We start from the raw sequence: 22,225 nt of genomic DNA on the forward strand, positions 1-22,225 counted from the left end.
TTCATTATTGATTGCACCTAAAACTCACATATATTATGACAATAGAATTCCTATAAAGATTAATTTTTTAAAAAACACTCTCCCTCAAAATCAACATCAACCAAGTCGACTTATATAACAAACGAATTTATTCTAATAAGTAAAAAATTGGCCATAACAAATAACTTTATTAAAATATTTTTTAAAACTAGCAGAAAAATAAAACACTTTAATATAAGCACATGGATTGTTGTAATTTCGGAGTAAAAATATCAAATGACGGGAAGATAAACATTTATCATTATGAAATGATACGATTCGTCTTTTTAATATGTAGGATGAACCTGCATCATGCAGGAGTTAAAGGTGAGAAATCCCACCTTTTTCTAACTTGTTGATTTTGCCTATTTCCGTCAAAAGAGAAGAAATTAATAAAATCAATTGGTTAAGTTAAATCGACATCTTCTTTGGCGCATTATGTTTTGTCAGTAAAGGAGCTGATTTTATTGATCCCCCATTTGTTATTCTATGCCATCCTGTCATCAAAACATGCAGCTCACTTAAACGTTAAATCGAGCTTAGTCAAAACGCATTCTCCAGTATTGATGAACTTATTTTATTGATGTTCACTGGCGGAGAAATAACCCGCCTTCATGTTATTTAGCAATACACATTGTTGATTAAATGAGGGATTAAGTATGAGTATTCAAAATAATAAGCCTGATACACCATGCCCTTGTGACTGTGATCTTTTCGTGGTACCCAGTCGTAATTATGTAAAAGAATCTATTGAAGAACACGCCCAAAGCCGTAATCACCCCAATGCAACACTGCAAGATAAGGGATTTGTTGTCCTGAGCAATGATGTCGGTAGTGATAGTGAGACTATGGCGGCAACACCAAAAGCAGTGAAAGTGACGTATAATTTGGCTAATACAGCTAATCAGAATGCCAGTAATGCAAATGACAATGCCAATACTCGTTTAGCAAAAGATCGGAATGGAGCTGATATACCTGATAAAAAAGAGTTTGTTAAGAACCTTGGAATAGAGCCATTAATGGAAGGATTGTCCTTACCTGTCGGCGTTCCTGTTCCTTGGCCTACAGAAACACCGCCAGAAGGCTGGCTGATATGTAATGGTAACTCGTTTGATACAGTAAGATATCCGAAACTTGCTCTTGCTTATCCCTCTGGTGTGCTACCCGATTTGCGAGGGGAGTTTATTCGCGGTTGGGATAATGGACGAGGTATAGATCCCAGTCGACAGATTTTATCATGGCAAACTGATGCATTTGCAAGACATAACCACAACATCAAAACCACGCACAGTAATATAACTTCTAATGATGATGCTGATCCTGCTCGTGGCAGCATACCCGGTTCAGTCAATAATCTAGGTAACATCGGTGAAGGAAAATCTATTGGTATGACTGGTGATAATGAAACCCGCCCCCGCAACATAGCATTCAATTACATAGTAAAAGCAGCCTAATGAATTATAAGCCCTCCCCGCGAGGGCCTCTTATCTATCACAACCCTAACCTCCCCCTCCCTGCCCCAAATTCCACACCGAATCTGCCGGCATCTGGACACGGACATCTAGGCGGGTACCTGCGGGTAAGTCACACGGTTCATCATCCGCGAAAAACGTTTGTTCCTCCACGAACTTGATGCGCCGGTTCTGTAGTCTCGCGGGCATATGGGTATTCTGTCGGTAGATGATTTTGATGTCGATAGCCCCGTCCGGCAGCACTTTATCTTCGACATACACTAACTCATTACCGTTACTGTCACGGGGCACACTGAGTTTCCCATGCACTCCCCATGTGCCATCGGCGTTATAGCCCAGTACACCAGCGACCTGATAATGACCCGTGCCGAATTTGGAGACCGTCGCGCCTTCGGATTCGTCGTTCGTGGTAAATGAGCCGCCGGGGTGAATGATGATAATGAGCGAGGCTTTTTCAACATAACCATTGCCGTTGAAAGTGACCTTTCTTAATCCCGTAAACGCATCTGCCTTAATCAGACAAGACCACGAGGAAGTGACCCCACTTTTTTTATAATTCCTCACAAACGTATCGCTACTGTGTCCTGTCAGATATCAGCGCATTAGAGATCACTAGTGGCAAAATAATTCGCTAAACCAACGTTATTCGTTACCCCTAATTTACTCATCGCATTGGCTCGATGGACATGTACTGTTTTATGGCTTAATCCTAGTTCAGCCGCTACAGCTTTAACATCCATACCACTGGCCAGCATCTCTCCAACTTGTCGTTCTCTTTTAGTTAGCTGTTCCGATAAAGCCGGATGACTCTTTGATGACGTTAAATTAAGCATAATGTCCGGTGTGAGATAACAACCATTATTGGCTGTAGTGCGCACTGCTTGAACCAATTCATCCGGGCTACAACGTTTACTGAGATAACCACGTGCACCAGCCTTCAGAGCATTTTCCACCATAGTGGCAGAATCATGAACACTCAGCATAATGCAGGTAATACCTGAAGGGATATCTTTCAGTAGAGACAACCCACTTTCATCTTTCATCGAAATATCGAGAATGCAAACCGTTGCGCCCGATCTTGGTAATCCTTGCCTTGCTTCAGCGCATGAACTGAACTCACCCACAACTTCAATATCGGGTTCTAAATTCAGCAATTGAGCAAATCCCGAACGCACAACAACATGATCATCAACTAATGCTACTTTAATCATCATTATTTATTATCGAATTAAGAATCGACCTAAACTACTCTTATTGATACAACTTCGCAATAGTTCGAAATAGTCAATAGATTACGATAAATAGAAAGTGAGGCATCAGGGTAAAAAGTGACAGAAAGATGCTGCTGTGGATATACAGCAACATCAATACATTTTTTCATGTATGGCTTAGTATGCTTTTTTCGCTTTTCGAATTTTTCTCTCTTCCGCAATAGCTACGCAAGCAAGCAGGCTAAGACATATAAATGCTGAAGTATCAAGGGCAACAAACGTTCCTTTCCAACCAGTCAAACCAAAAATAGGCACTCCATCAGCAATCATCCCTAAACCAAGCTTGGCAAAGCTGTCACCGATTAAGTAGGCAAAAGTTCCTTTGACACCATCAGCCACACTGATTGCTTTTTTCGGGACAAAACCAACAGCAGCCACACCGATCAGCAATTGTGGGCCAAATACCAGAAAACCAAGTACAAATAGAGATCCCAAGTACATGTATTCACTGGTTGCGTGTTGATAGAATTCAAGACAGACAATAATCAAACTTAACGAAACACAGGCAACCAGAGCACGGCGACCATTCGCTAAATCTGACAAATACCCCCACATTAACGTACCTACCAACGCCCCTATTTCGAACATGGTAAAACCCGTTATGGCGGTTTCTTTTGACTGCCCCAATACCTGATACGCATACACCGTTGACCACTGGTCGATACCAATACGCACGATATAAAGGAAGATATTGGCAAAACAAAGGAGCCAAATAACTTTGTTTTTCAATATATATTCAACAAAGATTTCTCGTTTGGTCATCTGATTTTCTTCTGCCGCGAGATCTTCTTCGCTGACAACTTCATCAAATAATTCTTCTACCTTACCCAAGCCATAACTTTCCGGAGAATCGCTACCATAACGCAATCCAATAAAACCAATGATCAGCGCGATAATAGAAGGAAAAATAAACATCCCTATCACATGACCATTAAAGAAATATTGAGCACCAAAGAGAGCAACCCCAGCCGCAGCAGCGCCACCTACATTATGTGACATATTCCACAAGCCCAGATAGGTTCCACGCTTATTACGGGGAGTCCACTTCGTAATGGTAGAATAACTGGCAGGCCCACCTATACTTTGGAAAAAGCCACTTAACGCATAAAATGCCACCATCAGGAAAACACTAATGCTGGAACCTCCCATACTCATGCTAAACCCTAACATGGCAAGGCCAGATAGGATCAACATAAATGGCAGAAATTGCTTGGTATTTTTACCATCAGCATAGTAAGCAACGACAGTTTTACCAATACCGTAAGTAATAGAAAAACCTAGTCCTATCAACCCCAACTGCGTCATCGACAGACCATAAGTTGAGATCATATCATTTTGAGCTATGTTGAAGTTTTTACGCACCAAATACATAGCCATATAGCCGATAAAAACCACCAAATACGACTGCATAAAGGGTTTGAACCACATTTTACGGCGTACTTCCACTGGAAGATCCAGTGTTGGCTTACGAATTTGTTCTAAAATCTTAAGCATTTTAAATCCTTAGGTGACCACGAGAAAAAAGCCTTTTTGAAGCAGATAAAAATAAAAAGGCAAATCGCAAGAAAGCGAAAGTTTTCGTAGATATAGTTTTTGTGAATATAGTTTTTATAGATGCAATTTTTATAGGTATGGTTATTACCAAGCAGTTTAAAAAACTAGAGAAAGGTTGGCTTGAGCTATGGTCTTAATTGAATTAGGAATATTTCCTAGTTTTACCCTATTCGAGCATAAAGCGTGAAAGCAATCACACTCTTTACTTTTGTTAAGTAAAGAATTATTCCACATACTGATAATTTCAATCAAATGCTTTAATAAAAAGTGTTAATCAAAGAATAAGGTATTCAATTCTTATCCGGCCATCACCAGGCAGGTTCATCCAAAAAATACCGTCAAAAATACCGTCAGAAATTGTATGCTGATATGGTGTGATTTGGTGAGATATGGAAAGAAAAAGACCCTTAAATCAGGGTCTTAATAAGAAAATCATGATGATTTGGTGAGGCTTGGGAAGGCTCTAAATCATTCCCATTCAATTGTTGCTGGTGGCTTACCGCTAATGTCATAAACTACCCGCGAAATACCATCCACTTCATTAATGATTCTGTTTGATACACGTCCCAAGAAATCATATGGCAGATGCGCCCAATGAGCGGTCATAAAGTCGATAGTTTCTACCGCACGCAGAGACACAACCCAATCATATTTACGGCCATCGCCCATAACACCAACAGAACGAACTGGCAGGAATACGGTAAATGCCTGACTGACTTTATGGTACAGATCCGCTTTATGCAGTTCTTCAATAAAGATAGCATCAGCGCGGCGCAGCAAGTCACAATACTCTTTCTTCACTTCACCCAATACGCGAACACCAAGGCCCGGGCCTGGGAATGGATGGCGATACAGCATGTCATACGGCAGACCCAGTTCCAAACCGATACGACGAACTTCGTCTTTGAACAACTCTTTCAGCGGTTCAACCAGACCCAGTTTCATCTCTTCTGGCAAGCCACCCACATTGTGGTGAGATTTAATGACGTGAGCATTACCAGTCGCAGATGCCGCAGATTCGATAACATCCGGGTAAATCGTACCCTGTGCCAGCCACTTAACCTGAGTCTGTTTTGATGCTTCTTCATCAAATACATCAATAAAGGCATGACCAATAGCTTTACGTTTAGCTTCTGGATCATCAATTCCTGCCAGTGCAGACAAGAAGCGATCTTCCGCTTTAACATGGATGATATTCAGGTCAAATTTACCTGCAAACATCTCCATCACCTGATCCGCTTCGTTCAAACGCAGCAAGCCATTATCCACGAAAACGCAAGTCAGACGCTTACCAATCGCACGATTCAACAACAGTGCAGTAACAGAAGAATCTACACCGCCAGACAATGCCAGAATAACGTGATCATCACCAATCTGCGCACGCAAACGTTCGACGATATCGCCGATGATAGAAGCAGGTGTCCACAATGCTTCACATTGACAAATGTCCAATACGAAGCGTTTCAGGATATTTAAGCCTTGATGAGTATGAGTTACTTCCGGGTGGAATTGCACACCATAGAAACGTTTTTCATCGTTAGCCATGATAGCAAACGGACAAGTATCCGTGCTGGCAACAGTTGTGAAATCAGCTGGAATAGCTGTCACTTTATCACCATGACTCATCCATACATCCAGCAACGGTTTGCCGGCTTCGCTCAGAGCATCTTGAATATCACGGAACAGTTCACAATCATTCTTGATTTCAACCTGTGCATAGCCAAATTCACGCTCATCAGAGTTGGAAACTTGACCACCCAATTGCGTAGACATGGTTTGCATGCCATAGCAGATACCCAACACTGGCACACCTGCATTGAAAACATATTCCGGCGCACGTGGGCTATTGTGTTCAGTCGTGCTTTCTGGCCCACCAGAAAGGATAATACCATTCGGGTTAAATTCACGAATTTGCTCTTCAGTGACATTCCATGTCCAAAGTTCACAATAAACACCAATTTCACGAATGCGGCGAGCAATAAGCTGAGTATATTGCGAGCCAAAATCAAGGATTAAAATGCGATGCTGATGGATATTAGTTGTCATTTGAGGTGAGTTCCAAAAACAAGTGGCAATTAAAAAAATAAAAAAGTCAGTGGCCCGATTATGGGCCACCCTAAATAAATTACAGACCTAAACGATAGTTTGGTGATTCTTTAGTGATCGTCACATCATGAACGTGGCTTTCCTGAATACCTGCACCACTGATACGGACGAATTCTGCTTTAGTTCTCAGTTCATCAATGGTTGCACAACCAGTCAGCCCCATGCAGGAACGCAAACCGCCCATTTGCTGATGAACGATGCTTTTCAGCAGGCCTTTGTAAGCCACACGGCCTTCGATACCTTCAGGAACCAGTTTGTCAGCCGCATTATCAGTCTGGAAATAACGATCAGAAGAGCCTTTGGACATCGCGCCCAAAGAACCCATACCGCGGTAAGATTTGAATGAACGGCCTTGATAAAGTTCGATTTCACCCGGAGATTCCTCTGTCCCTGCCAACATGGAACCAACCATCACACATGATGCACCTGCGGCAATCGCTTTAGCGATGTCACCAGAGAAACGGATACCACCGTCCGCAATAACAGGAATGCCAGTCCCTTCCAATGCTTCAACCGCATCTGCAATGGCAGTTATTTGTGGAACACCCACACCAGTGACGATACGGGTAGTACAAATAGAACCAGGGCCGATACCCACTTTAACTGCGTTCACACCTGCTTCCATCAGTGCCTTGGCGCCTTCACCCGTCGCTACGTTACCACCGATGATTTGCAGATCAGGATATTTAGCACGGGTTTCACGAATACGCTGCAAAACACCTTCAGAATGACCATGGGAAGAATCAATCAGTAATACATCTACACCCGCAGCAACCAATGCATCAACACGTTCTTCATTGCCAGCACCAGCACCAACCGCAGCACCAACACGCAGACGGCCTTGTTCGTCTTTACATGCGTTTGGTTTGCGCTCTGCTTTCTGAAAATCTTTTACCGTAATCATGCCAAGCAGATGAAAATTATCATCAACAACCAGTGCTTTTTCTACACGTTGTTCGTGCATTTTCTGCAAAACGACTTCACGGGCTTCGCCTTCTTTTACCGTCACCAGACGTTCTTTAGGCGTCATTACCGCAGTTACAGGCTGATCCAAATCAGTAACGAAACGTACATCACGGCCAGTAATAATACCCACCAATTCATTCGCTTCTGTTACCACTGGGTAACCTGCAAAACCATTACGTTCTGTCAGTTCATGGACTTCGCGCAGAGTCGTCTGTGGCGTTACAGTAACAGGATCAGTCACGACACCGCTTTCATGCTTCTTCACGCGGCTGACTTCTTCAGCCTGACGTTCAATCGACATATTTTTATGAATGAAACCAACGCCCCCTTCCTGTGCCAGTGCAATTGCCAGTGAAGATTCTGTCACGGTATCCATAGCTGCGGAAAGCATAGGTACGTTCAAGCGAATGGTGGAAGTTAATTGGGTGGACAGATCAGCGGTGTTAGGCAGGACTGTTGAGTGGGCAGGAACCAACAATACATCGTCAAAAGTTAATGCTTCTTTTTTAATTCTTAACATGGGCAATATCTCACCAGGCTATGGGCAATAAGAGGGATAAAATATTGCCGCGGCATTATACAGGCCGAAATCGGTTGCCTCCAGCATTTTTTGAAAAAAATTCTTGATTAGTAATGCAATGCGATTAATATCGGTCAATTAAGTCATTGTTTTAAAATTTGATCTAGCTCACATGTTAATACCAACCAATACCGGAATTTTTTCTGTTAGCCGCCTGAATCAGACTGTTCGTCAGCTATTGGAGCTGGAAATGGGCAGAATTTGGTTATCCGCTGAAATGTCCAATTTTTCTCAGCCATCGTCAGGGCATTGGTATTTCACATTAAAAGATGAACGAGCACAAATCCGCGCCGCCATGTTTCGAAGCCACAATCTGAGGGCAACATTTCGTCCACAAAATGGTCAACAGGTATTGGTTCGGGCACAGATTACATTATATGAACCTCGGGGTGACTATCAGCTGGTTGTGGAAAGTATCCAACCTGCCGGAGATGGTTTGCTACAACAGCAATTTGAAGTTTTGAAGCAGAAACTCACCGCAGAAGGTTTGTTTGATCAAATTCATAAGAAATCGCTGCCCTCTCCAGCCAAACGACTCGGTGTCATTACTTCCGCCAGTGGCGCAGCACTGCACGATATTCTGAATATATTGAAACGCCGGGATCCTTCCTTACCGATTGTTGTTTATCCCACCGCGGTTCAGGGAACCGAAGCGCCATTACAGATTATTCGGGCGATCGAATTAGCAAATGCACGGCAAGAGTGCGATGTCCTGATTGTCGGACGTGGCGGAGGATCGCTGGAAGATTTATGGTGTTTCAATAATGAGCATGTTGCACGGGCAATATTCCAAAGCCAGATTCCTATTGTTAGCGCTGTCGGGCATGAAACTGATGTGACAATTGCAGATTTTATCGCTGATTTACGTGCTCCAACACCTTCCGCAGCAGCAGAATTGGTTAGCCGTAATCAGATCGAATTATTGCGGCAAATTCAATCTCTGCAACAACGTCAGGAAATGGCAATGGATTATTTCCTTGCCCAAAAACAACGGGTGTTTAGTGTATTATTGCACCGTCTCCAGCAACAACGTCCTGATTTACGTTTGGCACGTCAGCAAAATCATCTGACTGAATTACGGCAAAAGTTGACCGATAGCTTTTTACATTGTTTAAAGCAGAACTCAGTTGCATATGAGAAATTGAGTCAGCGGTTGTTGCAAATCCATCCTGAGCGGAAGATTCAGCGTTACAGTCAATCTATCCAACAATTTGATTTTCGTTTAAAACAGGCCGTTGAACGACAATTAGGACGTTATCGGGAAAAATTTGCCGTTTCCTGTTCACGAATGGAGGCAGTTAGCCCACTGGCAACATTAAGCCGTGGTTACAGCATTAGTGAAGTATCTGACGGAAAACTGCTAAAACAGGTTAAGCAAATAAAAACAGGCGATATGCTGAAAACACGGTTGCAGGATGGCTGGGTTGAGAGTCAGGTGACACAGGTCATAAAAGTAAGCAAGAGAAAGAAATTAAAGTAGATTTCACAAAATAGCGGTGAAGATTCACCGCTATCGTTATCTGGCTATTAAACGCTATTAGGGAATTAGAAGCGAATTTCTGCGCCCACGACGTAGGTTCTGCCACGGGCAGTTTGGGTTGTAGCATCATCTTCCGTCATTTTTACAGAAGAATTCATACGATTTAATGCATCAGCATAATTTCTATTAGTTAGATTTTGCACAGAAAACTTAATTAATACATTTTTATTAATCTGATAATCACTGTACAGATCAATAACTGTTGGAATTTTATCTGATTTTTCCATAACGATTCTATTATCATCATCTCGTTCATCATAAGGACTTTGATGATAAGATTGTCCAGTATATTTAGCGATAGCACCTATCCGAAGTTTTTCATCCAATAAACGAATGCCTGTATCCAATGTCAAATAACGTTCTGGTAATTGAGATTCTGGACTTCCGCCAAAATAATATGTTGCCAATGATGTTGGTTGTTGCGTTTTTTGCTGGCTATACGCTAATGAACTATAAAAAATACCCGCATCATAATTCGCAGAAAGTTCAAAACCTTTCATAGTTACTGGTGTCAAACTATTAGTATATACATATGCCGTAACATTTGTGTTAAGCGCCTTGTTCTCTTCAGCAGTTAAGGAACTATCCAATTTACAAAATTTCCTCCCAGTACAAAGCATATATTGATAGCTACTAATATGATTCTTAATTTTGGTATGGAATAACGTTGCTTTTAGGCGAAATGTATCTCCATCTACAATTAAATTCGGACGATAGCTATTAAATCCAATTTGATAGGTATCCGCTTTCTCTCCTTTCAAGAATGGATTAATAGAAGTACCACCATCATTGGAATGAAAGATTTCCTGAGCATTAGGAGCTCGCATTGAATGAGTGTAACTTACAAACGGTTGAAATTCAGGAATAATTTCTGCCGATAATAATATAGATGGATTAAATCCACGTTCTTTTAGGTTTAATTGTGCTTCCCCTTGTGGGAAACAATCTACACGTTTGTCACAGGCTGGTTTTAATCCTTTGACACTATAATCCTGATAATTTAACCCCAGATCAGCAGCATAAATACCACGTTCTATTTTTAATCTACTATAAATACTGGCAATATCTTGCTTACCACTTGGAGCAAAGGCATTGTTTTCCTGTATCTCACTATCTGTTTTTACATTCTCCGAGCTTTTATCTATTTTTTTACGATATTCAGTTCGCATCCATTTGCTGCCCAAAGTAAATGCAAAATCAGTGTCAGCATAATTGAACCGGCTGGTATTGCTAATATTGATAGAATCGGATCTACTTTTTGCTTCGCTCTTATCCAATACCCCCATTGACTTACTTTGAAAACTCTGTTGACCATTACTGGTACTAAGCATAACTTTGGTATCAACCAATTCAGTAAATGGCGTATAGTGATATTTTAAATAGTAATCATAATTATCAATATGACGACGATTGAATTTATTATGGTAAAGACGACTACTTAGTTCCAAGTCATGAAATTCATTAGGTTTAATATTTAGTTTCATCAATTGAGAATTTGGTTTTTGTTTGAATGTGTCGCTAGTACCAAATTCTTCACTACTGATACCATCAGCATTTCTATAGTGAGCTTCAATATTGTGTCCACTGACAGCGAATAAAGCACCCAAAGAGCCTTCTGAACTGAATGCCTGTGTTTTTCCTGCAAAAGCCATCATGCCACTTCGGCCAACACCATTGTTGCCATATGTCCACTTAGTACGAACTCCCAGATTATTGCCCTCAAATACAACATCATCAACGCCAATGGTACGGAAATTAGCACTTCCAACTAAGGCATTGATGGAATCAGCGTCATCAGCTTGCCCACGAGAAACATCGACACGGATAATAAAATTGGGATCAATTAATGCCCCAAACTGATTATAAGGTTGTGTGCCATGCGCAAATTCACTCGGTGCCGTACCATAAAAAGTCTGACTAACACCATCTACCATCATATTCACGCGGCCGAAGCCATTTAAGCCACGAATATTAACACTTACAATCCCTTGCCCCTGACTCGCATCCATTTGGGTATAAGTACCCGGCAAGCTACGTAATACGCTATCTACAGATTCTAATTTATTATCTTCACCCACAGAACTATAAGCACCCGGTTTTTCCATTGCTTCAATCTGAGGGGCGTTATTATTATCCTGAGCACCTGAAACTTTCAGACTACTGAACCGTATGACTTTTTCTTTTTTATTGTCATTTGTGTTTTCAGCATAAGCGATCCCCTGAAGCCCAATCAGCATTGCGCTGGCTCCAGCTATTTTTGCCACAGTTTTCATTATTATTACCCTAAATTTAAAAATATTTATTGCTGCTCACATTGCTTCGCAAATTCACGTATAAAATACCTACAACACCGATAAAAAAATTATCAGTGCCATAGGTAATAACTATATATTTTTTATTAGTCTTTTAATTCTGGAAAATATGTTTCAGCGTCATCTAACATTAATAAGAAACTATAATCAAAAGCAATGTCATTCAAACGATTAAAACGTCCGGGTTTACCACCATGACCAGTATCCATATTGGTTTCTAATAATAATAGACTACCACCTTGTTTCATTTCTCTTAATTTTGCCACCCATTTTGCCGGCTCCCAATATTGCACTTGAGAATCATGTAAACCTGTTGTAACTAACAAGTGAGGATAACGTTGATGTTTAATATTGTCATAAGGACTATAAGATTTAATACGGAAGTAATCTTCTTTATTATTTGGATTACCCCACTCTTCATATTCACCCGTTGTTAATGGAATGGATTCATCAAGCATGGTTGTCAAAGTATCCACAAAAGGCACTTTCGCAATTACTCCACGGTATAATTCTGGAGCCTGGTTAATAACCGTTCCCATTAATAAACCACCAGCACTGCCACCTTCAGCATAAACGCGTTTGCTGTCACCATAACTATCAGCAATCAAGGTCTTGGTTGCATCAATAAAATCGTGGAAGCTGTTCATCTTGTTTTCGATTTTACCTTGCAGATACCAGTTTTTGCCTAAATCACCACCACCGCGTACATGCACCAATGCATACACAAAACCACGATCCAACAAGCTCAGCAGGGCTGAACTAAAATAAGGATCCATGCTGATACCATAAGAACCATAGCCATAAACCAGAATCGGGTTTTCACCTTGTTTGAACAGGGATTTACGGTACACCAGAGAAACAGGGACTTCGACGCCATCACGGGCTTTTATCCAAATACGCTGGCTTTCATAGTTTTCTTTGTTAAATCCTTTGACTTCCTGTTGCTTCAACAATTCACTCTCGCCCGTCTGCATATTCCACTGGAATACTGAACTTGGTGTTGTCATGGAGGAATAGCTATAGCGCAAGAAATGGGTATTTGGTTCAGGGTTATAGCTCAATGATGCCATATAAGCCGGATCATCGAATTGAACACGCTTTTCCTGCTTGGTTTTCCAATCGATCTGGCGAATTGATGACAATCCTTTTGTACGTTCCTGCACAACCAGCCAATTGTCGAACAACGCAAAATCTTCCAGATCTGTATTTTCCTGTGGGGCAATCACGGTTTCCCACGGTTTATTGATGGCATCTGCCCGATATAAACCAAACAATGGGCTTTCATGATTGGAACGAATGTAGAATTGCCCGCGGAAGTGGTCTAGATCATATTCACGTCCCGCTTCACGAGCAGAAAAAACCTGTGGTTCTGATTGCGGGTTGTTGGCATCAATCAGTCGATACTCTGAACTCGAATAACTAGAACTCGAAACCAAAATGTAATTAAGCGAAGTACTTTCCGAAATTGACAAATAGAAGCGTTCATCTTCTTCCTGATAAACTTTTTGATCCCGCTTGCTATCAGTTCCATATTGATGGCGGAATAGCTGATAAGGCAGCAACGTTTGTGGATCTCTGCGTACATAAAACAGCGTCTCACCATCATTTGCCCACAAAATATTGCCGGAAGTGTTTTCTATGACATTATTCTGCCAGTTGGCATCATTGAAATTTTTAAATGAGATTTTGTAGTTACGACGCCCCTGAGTATCTTCCGCTACGGCGAAACGCTTGTTATCCAAGGTCACCGCAAATCCACCCAATTGATAAAACTTATGGCCTTTTGCCCGCTCGTTACCGTCAACCATTACCTGCCAATCTGTTGAACTATCGGCGGGCTTGCGCTGATAGATCGGGAAATCTTTTCCTGCTTCGTAAACGGTACGATAAATATACCCATTATAGGTATAAGGAACTGACTGATCTTCTTTACTCATTCTATCAGCCATTTCTTTATAAAGGGTTTCACGCAATTCTTGACCCGATTTCAGCATCTGCTCGGTATATTGATTCTCAGCCGTTAAGTAATCAATAACGTTTTTATCCTGACGGTTGTCATCGCGTAGCCAGTAATAGTTATCAACACGGACATCCCCGTGGATTTCCATTGTATGTGGCAGTTTTGTGGCCATAGGTGGCACCATATTTTCCTCCATTGCGGTAGTAGCAAAACTGTGACCGAATAAACTATAACCGAGCAAACCACCACCGAGCAAAAAACTAAGCATCACTCTTTTACCGCGCATAACCTTACCGCACGCTCTCTTTTTTTTATTTTGTGACATGCCATCAGTCCTGTATTTTTATTGAGATAAATAAAAATCTATCGGCAGTTCAACCGTGATCCTGCCATTATTTAAAATGACGTCGGGCGGCTTAGGTAAAGGCTGTGACCTTTCCAACACCATCCTTGCTTCCCTGTCTAGCGAGTTAGTTCCTGAACGTCGAGTCAATTCACTGTCAAGCACGGCTCCCAATTGGTTAACCGTAAATTTCACCATCGGACGCCCCGTCCGTTTTCTTCTCTGTGCATCTTCTGGATATTTTTTATAACGATTCAAATGTCCGGTAACCTCTGCCTGCCAAACCGCTTTAGCATCAGCAATGGCATTAGAGTTACTTTCATAGGATGCAGCAGTGCGAGCAGTTACGTTATTAGCCGTCGCACTACTTGTAGTTGGGGCGGAACTACTACGGGATTTTTCACTTTCTTGCTCTTCTGCTTTCACCCGCTTAACAGGCTGTGTTTTCTTCGGAGCATCTTGTTCTTTCTTTTTTTTCTTCTGCTTATCCACCAAAAGCAGAGCATTTTCATTTACATCCAATTTTGGCATGTTAATTTCGTCAACTTTACTTTCCTGTTGCTTACTGGCGACAGATAGTTGCTGCTCAATGCCAATTGGCTGTTTTGGAATTGTATGTATTGCTTCTGTCTGCGCTGACAGTTCCACCATTACCGCAGGCGGAGGAAGAAGTTCCTCAATATCTACATCTTTGGGTTTGCAGATCAGCCATCCTACGAACAAGACATGAAGTGTGATCGCAACGAGAAAGGATTTTGTCACATGACCTGTGTGAGCATTTTGATACGTAGTGTACGTCAACATCTCTATAGCACATTATGTCAATAATAAATTGATATGAATGATAATCAATTCAATATATAAATGAAAACTATTTTTATTTATTAATAATTCACATCCTTGTGATACTTACCATTATTTGGTTACATTTTCGCTCACTTTTGGCGTAAACCAGACGAAATCGGCATATTCGCCATTTAATGAAACCCCTTCTTCCGCAATCACAAATACGACCACTTTTTCATTTGGCGCTATTTTTTTCATATGCTGAGGAACACCCATCGCTTTTACCGCGTGATATCCCCCCGCAAATAACAATGCCGGTGATGGTGCTTTAATCAACTGTTCAGCCATTCGCTGGTCACGCATCTGCTGAATTTTGCTCATAGCAGAAAGATGTAGTTCATCTATATTTCCACCATGAGAATTTTTGATGGTTTCATCAATTCGTTTTTTAACATCATCAGAAACCAGTGAAGTTCTATCTCCAGCCCTGTGGCTCTTGTACGCTTGATCGATTTCATCGCGATCCAAGTTTGCCGCTAACAATGGATAAGGTGCTCTCATCAGTTCCATAACCAAATCACCATACCATTTCCACGGCCATCCCTGATTCCATGCCAATAAGTCCTGGACTCGTTCACTCCTGACAATCGGATTACCTTGCAACCAACTTTTCACTTTATTCACTTTTTCTTGCTGGTTTGGGTTAATCATTTCTAGTAATACAGAGCCATGAGGACGTTTCTTCTCTAGTTGTTGAACTAACCATAACTCGATTTGGTGATGATAAGAATTGTCATGTTTTTCACCAACAACAATGCGAGGATAGGTCGCCAATTGTTCAAGCAGTTCATCGGGGGTTATCGCCTTCCCTGTTTTCATATCAAGTACCGCACCGGATTGCATTAATTCGCCGGGAAGGACTTGAAATGCTATTTGAGAGGTATTCTGAGCATCATTTGGTGCTACGGCACAACCACCAAGTAACAGAGAACAAGCTAAAAAAGTCGATTTTATGCAGGGAGATGTTTTCATTCTTATTCATTATCAAAAGAAAAATTGCCCGCATATTATAGATAATGAGAATTATTTACAAATAAAAAACCCTGTTAAGCATAGGCTTAGCAGGGCAGCTCACAATTTTATCCCGATCTCACAGCGAAATCGGGACAATCAACAGAGATATTTAGAGAGGGTTGGTTTGCGCTTCAACAGCCGCCAATGCCACCATATTTACGATACGGCGTACAGATGCAATTGGTGTCAGAATATGAATAGGTTTCGCAACCCCCATCAACACAGGGCCAACGGTTACCCCATCTGAGCTGGTAACACGCAGCAAGTTATAACTGATACGAGCCGCCTCCATATTTGGCATAATTAACAGATTCGCAGAGCCTTTCAGAGGGCTGTCCGGCATGATATCACGGCGAATGCTTTCCATCAGAGCAGCATCACCATGCATTTCACCGTCAATCTCAAGTGATGGTGCCATTTGCTGAACCAATTCCAAAGTTTTACGCATTTTCCGCGCCGATTCACAATCAGCGGAACCAAAACTTGAGCGTGACAATAAAGCGACTTTAGGCTCGATGCCGAAACGACGAACGGTTTCAGCTGCCATCAGTGTGATTTCAGCCAATTCTTCCGGGCTTGGATCTTCATTGACATAAGTATCGGCAATAAAAGTATTCCCCATTGGCAACATCAAGGCATTCATGGCGCCTGCGGTATGTACTCCCTGACGGAAACCAAAAACATCTTTCACAATTTGGTAATGTTCATTGTAACTACCAACTGTGCCACAAATCAGGCCATCTGCTTCACCACGATGTACCATGATTGCGCCTATTAATGTAGGATCACCAATCACTGCGCGACGAGCCTGTTCCTGGGAAACACCACGTCGCTTCATCATTTGATAATATTCTTGCCAATATTCTTTAAAACGCGGGTCATTCTCGTTGTTCACAACTTCGAAATCTTTACCGGCTTCAATATGCAGACCTTGCTTTTTAATCCGCATTTCGATAACGCTAGGACGACCAATCAGAATAGGAAATGCCAGTCCCAAGGAGACAAGTTCTTGTGTAGCATGCAGAACACGAATATCTTCCCCTTCTGCCAATACAATACGTTTCTTCTCTTTCTTAGCTTGGGAGAAGATTGGTTTCATAAATAGGTTGGTCTTATAGACAAATTCACTGAGTTTCTCAATATATGCCCCGAAATCAGTAATAGGCCGGGTTGCTACACCTGATTCCATCGCAGCTTTTGCTACAGCTGGCGCAATTTTTACAATCAAGCGAGGGTCAAAAGGTTTCGGGATAATATAATCAGGGCCAAAGAATAGGTCTTGATCACCATAGGCAGAAGCAACTTCCTGACTTTGTTCAGCCAGCGCAAGATCAGCAATGGCACGCACACAAGCAAGTTTCATTTCTTCATTGATGGTTGTTGCCCCAACATCCAATGCGCCACGGAAGATGAACGGGAAGCAAAGAACATTATTCACCTGATTAGGAAAATCAGAACGGCCAGTACAGATAATTGCATCAGGACGCACTGCTTTTGCCAGCGGTGGCAAAATTTCCGGCTCAGGGTTGGCCAATGCCATAATCAGAGGACTTTTTGCCATGGTTTTCACCATGTCTTGTGTCAGAACTCCCGGCCCAGAGCAACCGAGGAAAATATCAGCATCAGGGATTACATCTGCCAGTGTACGGCTGCCGTTATCCTCAATGGCATAAGCCGCCTTAGTCTTCTCCATGTTCTCTTCGCGGCCACGATAGATAACCCCTTTTGAGTCACAAACGACAATATTTTCACGTTTCAGACCCAGTGCTACCAGCAAATTCATACAGGCAATCGAGGCAGCCCCAGCTCCCGATACAACCATGCGTACTTTACTAATGTCTTTGTCAACAACCCGCAATCCATTCAGCACTGCTGCGGTACAAATAATTGCCGTACCATGTTGATCATCATGGAATACCGGAATTTTCATGCGCTCACGGAGTTTCTGTTCAATATAGAAACACTCTGGTGCCTTGATATCTTCAAGGTTGATACCACCAAAAGTAGGCTCCAGAGCCGCGATGATATCAATCAATTTATCAGGATTGGATTCATCCACTTCTATATCAAAAACATCAATACCAGAGAATTTTTTGAACAAAACTCCCTTGCCTTCCATAACAGGCTTACCGGCTAATGCCCCAATGTTTCCCAATCCTAAAACCGCACTACCGTTGGAGATAACTGCAACAAGGTTGCCGCGTGCAGTATATTTATAGGCCGCCAAAGGATCTTTTGCTATTTCAAGACAAGGTGCAGCAACACCCGGTGAGTATGCTAATGCCAAATCACGTTGTGTTGTCAATGGCTTAGTCGGTGTAACTGCAATTTTCCCAGGTTGTGGAAACTCATGAAAATCGAGGGCACTTTGTTTTAATTTTTCATCCATCATCTGATCCTTTACACGTCATGTCTTAGTATGTCTTAGTGAAAATCTGCTCAGTATAATAGTTACAGAAGGTTAAATCATGATATCAACAGCATTTTGTTCATCACCTCCAAAATCAAGGCACAAAAAACAAGCAAAGAATGATTTCATGTTAATCAATATTATATAGATATTATCCCAATGATACCTATTAAGAGGTATTTAATCTAAAATTAATAACCTGATAAATTAATTAAAGTTGTATTTTAGAATTAACATTTAAAATAAGTTTACAAAAACAAAAATTAATCTATAAAATATTCATCCAAATTTATTTGGAAAATTACTAGCAATTAAGGAAACACATTTTCTTATGAAATTGAATTTATTTCACCCTGATGGTTAAACTTGTTTGCGATATTTCTATTTTTATATCAGGATATATTTTCAGAATCTCCTTAACGATGATTCAATATACTCCATAAAAATTACACAGCAATTTAACATAAAGCAGAATCCTATCTTTTATGTTTTATCAAACATAAAATCTGCATTTCTATATGGGAGAAAGAACATGCATAATCATTCAGTCATGATAGTTGATGATCATCCTATCATTCGTCACGGCTTAAAAGGGTTAATTGAACTAGAACGAGAACTCATTGTGACTGCTGAAACTGGCAATGGTGAAGATGCGATTAATATCGCTTGCCAAATAAAGCCTGACATTATTTTGATGGATTTAAAAATCCATGGTCTTTCAGGGATTGATACGATTAAATCTCTCCGCCGAAAAGGACTTGATTCCTATATCCTGATACTCTCTGATTCAGATCACAGAAGTGATATTTATGATGCGGTTGATGCTGGTGCGAATGGTTATTTATTAAAAGATATCGAGCTCACTCCTCTATTGAACAATATAAAAAAAGCCATAGATGGTCATGCTGTGTTCAGTGAAAGAGTCCACCAATATTTATCCACCCGCCATCTTTATGTTGATCCGTTATCAAAATTAACCAAACGTGAATTAGATGTCTTAAAAGAAATTGCCGAAGGAATGACAAATAAAGAAATTGCTGACTTCCTTTTTATTTCAGAAGAAACCGTGAAAGTTCACACTCGTAACTTATTGAAAAAACTCAAATCCCGCTCCCGTCTCGAAGCCACTATCATCTATCTAAAACATAGAAAAATAGATTTCATTTAACGTTAAATTATCTCTTAACGTCCCCAATATGAAACACAATTTCCCTAAGTTTTGCCAGTGGGGAAATTGTGAGTTATCAAGAATAATAAATTAATTAAAAATAAATCAATTTACAATGAAATAATAAGTATATTATCTATATAATTTATTACTTGATTTGAAGATAATCTAACTTTGCTTTTTGCTGATGTTTTAAACATCCATAACATAAATGTCTGGAAAAAAATGGGCAGAAAGTATGCACAAGCATGCGTTGTCTGGATAAAATGCCAAATTTCCCGCATTATGTCGGATATGTTAAACAAGACAAAACCAAGGCTTTCATTATGTCAGATACCACTTCTCATCAAGTATCTATTCTCTACGGTATCAAAAACTGCGATACCATAAAAAAAGCGCGTCGCTGGTTAGAAGATCAAGAAATTCCTTATCAATTTCATGATTATCGGGTTGATGGTCTATCCCCTGAGCTACTCCAATCATTCATTGACCAAGTTGGCTGGGAATCTCTCCTGAATACCCGTGGTACAACGTGGCGTAAATTATCTGACGAACAAAAAGCTACCGTTGACAATGCAGAGGCTGCCAAGGCACTAATGCTGGAACAACCATCAATCATAAAACGCCCTCTATTGGCCTCAAGCACAGGGGACTCAAAGAGCAAAGAAACAGAAGCAAAAAAGTATCTACTCGGTTTCAAGGCAGAACAATATGAACAATTTTTTTCCCATGGCTAGATAAGGATACCATCATGATTTGTCCAGTAACCGACCTTGCTCAACAGTTAATCAACCGTCCTTCTGTCAGTCCAGATGATCAAGGCTGTCAGGAACTTCTTATCCAGCGCCTGCAAGATATTGGCTTCACCATAGAACGGATGCCTTTCGGAGATACTTTGAATTTCTGGGCTTATCGTGGAACCGGAGTCACTTTTGCTCTTGCAGGACATACTGATGTCGTTCCTGCCGGAGATATCTCACAATGGCAAACTCCCCCTTTTGAAGCGTCTATTCGTGATGGGATGCTGTATGGTCGTGGCGCTGCCGATATGAAAAGCTCTCTAGCTGCAATGGTTGTTGCTGCTGAACGTTTTATCACAGAAAATCCTGAACATAAAGGCCGTCTGGCTTTTCTGATCACCTCCGACGAAGAAGCCAAAGCCACTAATGGTACAGTTAAGGTTGTTGAAGAGTTAATGTCTCGCCATGAACGTCTGGATTATTGTCTGGTCGGAGAACCATCCAGCCAGCAACGCCTTGGAGATATGATCAAAAATGGTCGTCGGGGTTCTCTGACTGCCAGTTTGACGATTTTTGGCACCCAGGGTCATGTTGCCTATCCACAATTGGCTGATAATCCTATTCATCGTGCTGTGCCTTTTCTTCAAGAACTCATCAATACTCAATGGGATAGTGGTAATGAATTTTTCCCTGCCACCAGTATGCAAATCGCCAATATTCAAGCAGGCACCGGCAGTAATAACATTATCCCTGGTAAATTGTGGGTTCAATTTAATTTCCGCTTCAGCACCGAGCTGACAGATGCTGAGATCCGCCAGCAGGTTGAAGATATGCTGAAAAAGCATCACCTCAAATACGAACTTGACTGGTGGCTATCAGGTCAACCTTTCCTGACTTGTAAGGGAGCTCTTGTTGATGCTGTGGTGGAATCCATTGAGCACTATTGTGGGTATAAGCCAGAACTATCAACCAATGGTGGTACATCAGATGGGCGCTTTATTGCCAAGATGGGAGCACAAGTCGTAGAGTTAGGGCCACTCAATGCGACAATCCATAAAACAAATGAATGTGTCAAAGTGTCTGATTTACAAGAATTGAGCTTGATTTATCAACGTATCATGGAGCAATTAATCAAATGATGACGCCTGAAACCCTGACCGGTCTGTCCACGGATCATCTCATCACCCTTACTGGCAATCATCGTTTGCAGTTTAATGCTACCAAGGCGTTTCTTGCCATGCAGAAAGAAGCAACTAAAGCAGGTTTTAAGCTAAAACCTGCCAGTTCGTTCCGCGATTTCGCGCGCCAGCAAACTATCTGGAATGAGAAATTCCGTGGTCAGCGTCCAGTATTAGATGACAACAGCCAACCTCTTGATATCTCGAAAATGAGTGAAGGTGAACGTTGTAAAGCTATTCTCCGTTGGTCAGCCCTGCCAGGAGCGAGTCGCCATCATTGGGGCACCGAGCTGGATATTTATGACCCCTTTCTGCTACCAGAAGGTAAACAATTGCAGCTGGAGCCGTGGGAATATGAGAATGGAGGGTACTTTGAGCCATTAACCCATTGGCTGACAGAAAACATGTCTCGCTATGATTTCTACCGTCCCTTTACTCATTATGACGCAGGTGTAGCCTATGAGCCATGGCATATCAGCTATTGGCCATTATCCCATGCAGCCGAAAATTTATTCGATGAGCAAGTTCTGCTGAGTGCTTGGGAAAATCGTGATATTGCTGGCATTGATTGGTTGAAATTCAATCTATCCTATATATTTGAAAAGTACATCAGGATAGTAGACTAAGAAAATCGTCATTCAGGAAAATAGCAGATCAGCAAAATAGCTGGCTATAATTATGGCAAGCTTTAAGAATATTAACTTGAAAATAGTTAATTATTAGAAATTGCATATGGGGCTCCTGAGC

16 protein-coding genes are annotated in these 22,225 nt (G+C 41.3%); 6 read left to right on the forward strand and 10 right to left on the reverse strand.

What is annotated here, in order from left to right; all coding sequences use genetic code 11:
- Positions 1 to 677: 677 nt before the first annotated feature.
- Entirely contained in the window at positions 678 to 1,472 is a 795-nt protein-coding gene (locus Xvie_RS10385) for a phage tail protein (protein ID WP_086109253.1), read from the forward strand.
- A gap of 45 nt (positions 1,473 to 1,517) precedes the next feature.
- Here Xvie_RS10385 and Xvie_RS10390 read toward each other — a convergent pair whose 3' ends face one another.
- The 5 genes from Xvie_RS10390 to guaB form a co-directional block, all read right to left on the reverse strand.
- Entirely contained in the window at positions 1,518 to 2,054 is a 537-nt protein-coding gene (locus Xvie_RS10390) for a phage tail fiber protein (protein WP_244175575.1), read from the reverse strand.
- Positions 2,055 to 2,092: 38 nt separating this feature from the next.
- Positions 2,093 to 2,701 (reverse strand): response regulator transcription factor UhpA, encoded by a 609-nt coding sequence (gene uhpA, locus Xvie_RS10395; RefSeq protein WP_086109374.1) that lies wholly within the window; start codon positions 2,699 to 2,701, stop codon positions 2,093 to 2,095.
- 177 nt (positions 2,702 to 2,878) lie between these two features.
- A complete protein-coding gene (gene uhpT, locus Xvie_RS10400; protein ID WP_086109254.1) occupies positions 2,879 to 4,255 on the reverse strand; it encodes a hexose-6-phosphate:phosphate antiporter in 1,377 nt (458 codons plus the stop codon).
- A 528-nt stretch (positions 4,256 to 4,783) separates the two neighbouring features.
- Positions 4,784 to 6,361 (reverse strand): glutamine-hydrolyzing GMP synthase, encoded by a 1,578-nt coding sequence (gene guaA / locus Xvie_RS10405; protein ID WP_086109255.1) that lies wholly within the window; start codon positions 6,359 to 6,361, stop codon positions 4,784 to 4,786.
- Between the two features lie 79 nt (positions 6,362 to 6,440).
- Positions 6,441 to 7,907, reverse strand: a complete 1,467-nt coding sequence (guaB, locus tag Xvie_RS10410; RefSeq protein WP_086109256.1) for an IMP dehydrogenase — start codon at positions 7,905 to 7,907, stop codon at positions 6,441 to 6,443.
- A gap of 172 nt (positions 7,908 to 8,079) precedes the next feature.
- Here guaB and xseA point away from each other — a divergent pair, with 172 nt between their 5' ends.
- Positions 8,080 to 9,447, forward strand: a complete 1,368-nt coding sequence (xseA, locus tag Xvie_RS10415) for an exodeoxyribonuclease VII large subunit (RefSeq protein ID WP_086109257.1) — start codon at positions 8,080 to 8,082, stop codon at positions 9,445 to 9,447.
- 65 nt (positions 9,448 to 9,512) lie between these two features.
- Here xseA and Xvie_RS10420 read toward each other — a convergent pair whose 3' ends face one another.
- From Xvie_RS10420 to maeB, 5 genes are all read right to left on the reverse strand, one after another.
- The gene (locus Xvie_RS10420) at positions 9,513 to 11,780 is read right to left on the reverse strand and encodes a TonB-dependent receptor domain-containing protein (protein WP_086109258.1); all 2,268 of its coding nucleotides are present in this window, start codon (positions 11,778 to 11,780) and stop codon (positions 9,513 to 9,515) included.
- 125 nt (positions 11,781 to 11,905) lie between these two features.
- Positions 11,906 to 13,975: a S9 family peptidase gene (locus tag Xvie_RS10425; RefSeq protein ID WP_244175582.1), complete on the reverse strand. Its 2,070-nt coding sequence runs from the start codon at positions 13,973 to 13,975 to the stop codon at positions 11,906 to 11,908.
- Between the two features lie 147 nt (positions 13,976 to 14,122).
- The gene (locus Xvie_RS10430) at positions 14,123 to 14,926 is read right to left on the reverse strand and encodes an energy transducer TonB family protein (protein ID WP_086109259.1); all 804 of its coding nucleotides are present in this window, start codon (positions 14,924 to 14,926) and stop codon (positions 14,123 to 14,125) included.
- A gap of 111 nt (positions 14,927 to 15,037) precedes the next feature.
- Entirely contained in the window at positions 15,038 to 15,940 is a 903-nt protein-coding gene (locus Xvie_RS10435) for a ChaN family lipoprotein (RefSeq protein ID WP_086109260.1), read from the reverse strand.
- 151 nt (positions 15,941 to 16,091) lie between these two features.
- On the reverse strand, positions 16,092 to 18,371 hold the full coding sequence (gene maeB, locus Xvie_RS10440; protein ID WP_086109261.1) for an NADP-dependent oxaloacetate-decarboxylating malate dehydrogenase: 2,280 nt from the start codon (positions 18,369 to 18,371) through the stop codon (positions 16,092 to 16,094).
- Positions 18,372 to 18,924: 553 nt separating this feature from the next.
- On the opposite strand from maeB, the gene Xvie_RS10445 reads away from it, so the two are divergent.
- The 4 genes from Xvie_RS10445 to Xvie_RS10460 all read left to right on the forward strand — a co-directional run bounded on the left by Xvie_RS10445 (position 18,925) and on the right by Xvie_RS10460 (position 22,104).
- Positions 18,925 to 19,560, forward strand: a complete 636-nt coding sequence (locus Xvie_RS10445) for a response regulator (RefSeq protein WP_086109262.1) — start codon at positions 18,925 to 18,927, stop codon at positions 19,558 to 19,560.
- Between the two features lie 326 nt (positions 19,561 to 19,886).
- Positions 19,887 to 20,297 carry an ArsC family reductase gene (locus tag Xvie_RS10450; protein ID WP_086109376.1) on the forward strand — a complete coding sequence of 137 codons (411 nt, stop codon included), beginning with the start codon at positions 19,887 to 19,889 and terminating at the stop codon, positions 20,295 to 20,297.
- 14 nt (positions 20,298 to 20,311) lie between these two features.
- Positions 20,312 to 21,439 carry a succinyl-diaminopimelate desuccinylase gene (gene dapE / locus Xvie_RS10455; protein ID WP_086109263.1) on the forward strand — a complete coding sequence of 376 codons (1,128 nt, stop codon included), beginning with the start codon at positions 20,312 to 20,314 and terminating at the stop codon, positions 21,437 to 21,439.
- The gene (locus Xvie_RS10460) at positions 21,436 to 22,104 is read left to right on the forward strand and encodes a M15 family metallopeptidase (RefSeq protein WP_086109264.1); all 669 of its coding nucleotides are present in this window, start codon (positions 21,436 to 21,438) and stop codon (positions 22,102 to 22,104) included. Before dapE ends, Xvie_RS10460 begins: the two co-directional genes overlap by 4 nt.
- The last annotated feature ends 121 nt before the right edge of the window (positions 22,105 to 22,225 follow it).

This window comes from Xenorhabdus vietnamensis, from assembly GCF_002127535.1.
Taxonomy (GTDB): Bacteria; Pseudomonadota; Gammaproteobacteria; order Enterobacterales; family Enterobacteriaceae; genus Xenorhabdus; species Xenorhabdus vietnamensis.